The organism is Burkholderia sp. APQ4-4ca, assembly GCF_057837105.1.
Window position 1 is genome coordinate 5,816 of sequence record NZ_JBYQCG010000150.1, and the last position, 5,337, is coordinate 11,152.

Sequence of the window (5,337 nt, forward strand, 5' to 3'; positions counted from 1 at the left end):
AGCGCGGGCTGTCGGCCGAGGACGTCGTGCAGGCGATCCGCGAGCAGAACGTGCAGGTCGCGGCCGGCGTGATCGGCGCGTCGCCGTCGCTGCCCGGCACGCCGCTGCAGTTGTCGGTGAACGCGCGCGGCCGTCTGCAGACGGAAGACGAATTCGGCGACATCGTCGTGAAGACGACCCCGGACGGCGGCGTCACGTATCTGCGCGACATCGCGCGGATCCAGCTCGACGCGTCCGAATACGGGCTGCGCTCGCTGCTCGACAACAAGCCGGCCGTCGCGATGGCGATCAACCAGTCGCCGGGCGCGAACTCGCTGCAGATCTCGGACGAAGTGCGCAAGACGATGGCCGAGCTGAAGCAGGATATGCCGGCGGGCGTCGACTACAAGATCGTCTATGACCCGACCCAGTTCGTGCGCTCGTCGATCAAGGCCGTCGTGCACACGCTGCTCGAAGCGATCGCGCTGGTCGTGATCGTCGTGATCGTGTTCCTGCAGACCTGGCGCGCGTCGCTGATTCCGCTGATCGCGGTGCCGGTGTCGATCATCGGCACGTTCTCGCTGCTGCTCGCGTTCGGGTATTCGATCAACGCGCTGTCGTTGTTCGGGATGGTGCTCGCGATCGGGATCGTGGTCGACGATGCGATCGTCGTCGTCGAGAACGTCGAGCGCAACATCGAGGGCGGGATGAACGCGCGACAGGCGACCTACAAGGCGATGCAGGAAGTGAGCGGGCCGATCATCGCGATCGCGCTGACGCTCGTCGCCGTGTTCGTGCCGCTCGCGTTCATGTCGGGCCTGACCGGCCAGTTCTACAAGCAGTTCGCGATGACCATCGCGATCTCGACCGTGATCTCGGCGTTCAACTCGCTGACGCTGTCGCCGGCGCTGTCCGCGATCCTGCTGAAGGGGCACGGCGACAAGGAAGACTGGCTCACGCGCGTGATGAACCGCGTGCTCGGCGGCTTCTTCCGCGGCTTCAACAAGGTGTTCCATCGCGGCGCGGAGAACTACGGCCGCGGCGTGCGCGGCGTGCTGTCGCGCAAGACGCTGATGCTCGGCGTGTACCTCGTGCTGGTTGGGGCGACGGTGCTCGTGTCGAAGGTCGTCCCGGGCGGCTTCGTGCCCGCGCAGGACAAGGAATACCTGATCGCGTTCGCGCAATTGCCGAACGGTGCATCGCTCGACCGCACCGAGAAAGTGATCCGCGACATGGGCTCGATCGCGCTGAAGCAGCCGGGCGTGGAGAGCGCGGTCGCGTTCCCGGGGTTGTCGGTGAACGGCTTCACCAACAGCTCGAGCGCGGGCATCGTGTTCGTCACGCTGAAGCCGTTCGCGGAACGGCACGGCAAGGCGCTGTCGGCGGGGGCGATCGCGGGTGCGCTGAACCAGAAATACAGCGCGATGAAGGATTCGTTCGTCGCGGTGTTCCCGCCGCCGCCGGTGCTGGGCCTCGGCACGCTCGGCGGGTTCAAGATGCAGATCGAGGATCGCGGCGCGGTCGGTTACGCGAAGCTGTCGGACGCGACCAACGACTTCATCAAGCGCGCGCAGCAGGCGCCTGAACTCGGCCCGCTGTTCACGAGCTACCAGATCAACGTGCCGCAGCTGAACGTCGATCTCGATCGCGTGAAGGCGAAGCAGCTCGGCGTGCCGGTGACCGACGTGTTCAACACGATGCAGGTGTATCTCGGTTCGCTGTACGTGAACGACTTCAACCGCTTCGGGCGCGTGTACCAGGTGCGCGTGCAGGCCGATGCGCCGTTCCGCCAGCGCGCGGACGACATCCTGCAGCTGAAGACGCGCAACGACAAGGGCGAGATGGTGCCGCTGTCGTCGCTGGTGACGGTGACGCCGACGTTCGGCCCGGAAATGGTCGTGCGCTACAACGGCTACACGGCGGCCGACATCAACGGCGGCCCGGCGCCGGGCTTCTCGTCGGGCCAGGCGCAGGCCGCGATCGAACGCATCGCGCACGAGACGCTGCCGCGCGGCGTGCGGTTCGAATGGACCGACCTCACGTACCAGCAGATTCTGGCAGGCGATTCGGCGATGTACGTGTTCCCGATCAGCGTGCTGCTCGTGTTCCTCGTGCTCGCCGCGCTGTATGAAAGCCTGACGCTGCCGCTCGCGGTGATCCTGATCGTGCCGATGAGCATTCTGTCGGCGCTGACGGGCGTGTGGCTCACGCAGGGCGACAACAACATCTTCACGCAGATCGGCCTGATGGTGCTGGTGGGGCTGTCGGCGAAGAACGCGATCCTGATCGTCGAGTTCGCGCGTGAACTGGAGCACGACGGCAGGACGCCGCTCGAGGCCGCGATCGAGGCGAGCCGGCTGCGGCTGCGCCCGATCCTGATGACGTCGATCGCTTTCATCATGGGGGTGGTGCCGCTCGTCACGTCGACCGGCGCCGGGTCGGAAATGCGCCATGCGATGGGTGTCGCGGTGTTCTTCGGGATGCTTGGCGTGACGCTGTTCGGGCTGATGCTGACGCCGGTGTTCTACGTCGTGCTGCGTACGCTCGCGGGCGGCAAGATCCACGTCGCCGGCAAGGATTCGGCGGGGTACGGCGTGCCGGCGCCCGATGCTTGAGGACAACAAAATGAATAACTTGCACAACACGAATGGCCTGATGCGCTTCGCGAAGGTGGCGGCCGCGAGCACCCTGCTCGCGACGCTGCTCGCCGCGTGCGCGGTGGGCCCCGACTACAAGCGGCCGGACGCGGCGGCGCCCGCCGCGTTCAAGGAAGCGCCGGCCCTCGCCGCCGGCGAGCAGGCCGGCACGTGGAAGACGGCCGAGCCGTCGGACAGCGAACATCGCGGCGAATGGTGGAAGGTATTCGGCGACCCGGTGCTCGATTCGCTCGAGACGCAGGCACTCGCCGCGAACCAGAACCTGAAGGCCGCGGCCGCGCGAGTGGAGGAAGCACGTGCGGCGACCCGTTCGGCGCGCTCGCAATGGTTTCCGCAGATCGGCGCCGGGTTCGGGCCGACGCGCGAAGGGCTGTCGTCGGCGTCGCAGTTCCAGCCGCAGGGCACGGGCCCGACCAACGCGACGCTGTGGCGTGCGCAGGGCACGGTGTCGTACGAAGCCGACCTGTTCGGCCGCGTGGGCCGCAACGTCGAGGCGTCGCGTGCCGACCAGGCGCAGAGCGAAGCGCTGTTCCGCTCGGTGCAGCTCGCGCTGCAGGCGGACGTCGCGCAGAACTACTTCGAACTGCGCCAGCTCGATTCGGATCAGGACCTGTACCGCCGCACGGTGGAGTTGCGCGAGGAGGCGCTGAAGCTCGTGCAGCGCCGCTTCAACGAAGGCGACATCAGCGAGCTCGACGTGTCGCGCGCGAAGAACGAACTGGCGAGCGCGCAGGCCGATGCGGTCGGCGTCGCGCGCCGGCGCGCGGCGTCGGAGCATGCGCTGGCCATTTTGCTCGGCAAGGCGCCGGCGGATTTCGCATTCAAGGAAACGCCGATCGTGCCGGTCGCGGTGAAGATTCCGCCGGGCCTGCCGTCCGCGCTGCTCGAACGGCGCCCGGACGTGGCGGCGGCCGAGCGCGCGATGGCGGCCGCGAACGCGCGGATCGGGCTGGCGAAGTCGGCGTATTTCCCGAAACTCGATATCACGGGTGCGTTCGGCTATGAAGCGTCGACGCTCGGCAACCTGTTCCTGTGGTCGAGCCGCACGTTCCTGCTCGGGCCATTCGCCGGCACCGCGCTGACGCTGCCGCTGTTCGACGGCGGGCGGCGTGCGGCAGGCGTGCAGCAGGCGCGCGCGCAGTACGACGAGCAGGTCGCGAACTACCGGCAGCAGGTGCTCGTCGCGTTCCGCGAGGTCGAGGACAATCTCGCCGATCTGCGCCTGCTCGACGACCAGATCCGCGCGCAGGATGCGGCCGTCAACGCGTCGCGTCGGGCCGCGACGCTGTCGCGCACGCAGTATCAGGAAGGCGAGGTCGCGTATCTGGATGTGATCGACAGCGAGCGCTCGGTGTTGCAGTCGCAATTGCAGGCGAACCAGTTGACGGGTGCGCAGGCAGTGTCGACCGTCAATCTGATTCGTGCGTTGGGCGGCGGGTGGGGCCCGGCGCCGACGGCGGTCGGTGATGCGGGGGCCGTCAAGGCGGAAGTGGCTGCGCGATGAGCGCGAACGGCGGGCGATTCGTCGCTCGCCGGCCGTGAAGCGAAGAACCCCGGCATGCAGGCTGAGGTCTGTGTGCCGGGTTTTTTTTATGGCGTCAGGCGTTTGGGTTCATCGCCAGGATGATCTTGCCTACGTTCACGGCCGACTCCATCCGTCGATGAGCCGCCGCGGCATCTGCGAGAGGAAACACGCTGTCGACAACCGGCTCGAGGCCCGCGCCTCCCGCGAAGCGGTCCAGCCAATGTTCGCGAAATCGCCGAACCATCGCGTGTTTCTCGCGCGGCTCGCGCGACTTCATCACCGTGCCGATGATTTGCAGATGACGGTACAGGACCTGATCGAGCGCAACGCTCACGTCACCGCCGCCGCCGAGGATGCCGACCTGCACCAGCCGGCCGCCGTTTGCCAATGACGCGACATTCCGCGAAAAATACGGCGCGCCCACGAAGTCGATGACCACATCGACACCACGTTTGCCTGTGCTGCTTGCGACGACTTCCGAAAAATCCTGCGCGTTGTAGTCGATCGCATGGTCCACGCCGAGTTGAACGATCCGTTCCAGTTTCGACGCTTCGGCGGTCGCGAATATCGTCGCGCCGGTTGCGTAGGCGAGCTGGACCGCTGCCGAACCCACCCCGCCCGCCGCTGCGTGAATCAACACCGAATCGCCACGCTGCAAGCGGCCCAGATGCACCAACGCTTCATGCGCGGTGACGAAAACTTCCGGTATGGCGGCCGCGTGCACGTAGTCGATCGTTGCCGGAATGGGCATCGCCATTCTCCAGTCAATGCGCGCCAGTTCCGCATAGGCCCCGCCGCCCACGACGCCCATTACGCGATCACCCACCTTGTAACCCTGCACGGTGCTTCCGGTCTCGATTACCTCCCCGGAGATTTCGAGCCCCATGATCGTCGAGTCGCCGAAGTTCGGCCGGCCGTACCCGCCTCGCCGATGTGTCAGATCCGCGCGATTCACGCCCGCGGCATGAACGCGTACCAGCAGATCGTCGGGCCGAACCTCGGGTGCCTGGACTTCGGCCAGTTCGAGAACCTCGGCCTCGCCGAATTCCTTGAATGTGATGGCTTTCATTTCATGCCTTCCTGCGTCGTAGCTGAATGACCGGCGAGATCGTCGGATCGAGGTTGTGCGCCCAGCGTTGCCTGCGCCACGGCGGAAGCGGAAATGGCCGCGGGAAA

Annotated in this window: 3 protein-coding genes; 2 read left to right on the forward strand and 1 reads right to left on the reverse strand. The window is 66.6% G+C overall.

The features are described from left to right. Nucleotides 1-2,594, forward strand: a 2,594-nt coding sequence (gene ceoB / locus AC3IFE_RS18440) for a multidrug efflux RND transporter permease subunit CeoB (protein WP_489191479.1), incomplete at its 5' end; no start/stop codon positions are given. Between the two features lie 10 nt (nucleotides 2,595-2,604). Beyond that, nucleotides 2,605-4,140 carry a multidrug efflux transporter outer membrane subunit OpcM gene (opcM, locus tag AC3IFE_RS18445; RefSeq protein WP_489191480.1) on the forward strand — a complete coding sequence of 512 codons (1,536 nt, stop codon included), beginning with the start codon at nucleotides 2,605-2,607 and terminating at the stop codon, nucleotides 4,138-4,140. Nucleotides 4,141-4,234: 94 nt separating this feature from the next. On the opposite strand, the gene AC3IFE_RS18450 is transcribed toward opcM, so the two are convergent. Then, nucleotides 4,235-5,230, reverse strand: a complete 996-nt coding sequence (locus tag AC3IFE_RS18450) for an NAD(P)H-quinone oxidoreductase (protein ID WP_489191481.1) — start codon at nucleotides 5,228-5,230, stop codon at nucleotides 4,235-4,237. Between the last annotated feature and the right edge of the window lie 107 nt (nucleotides 5,231-5,337).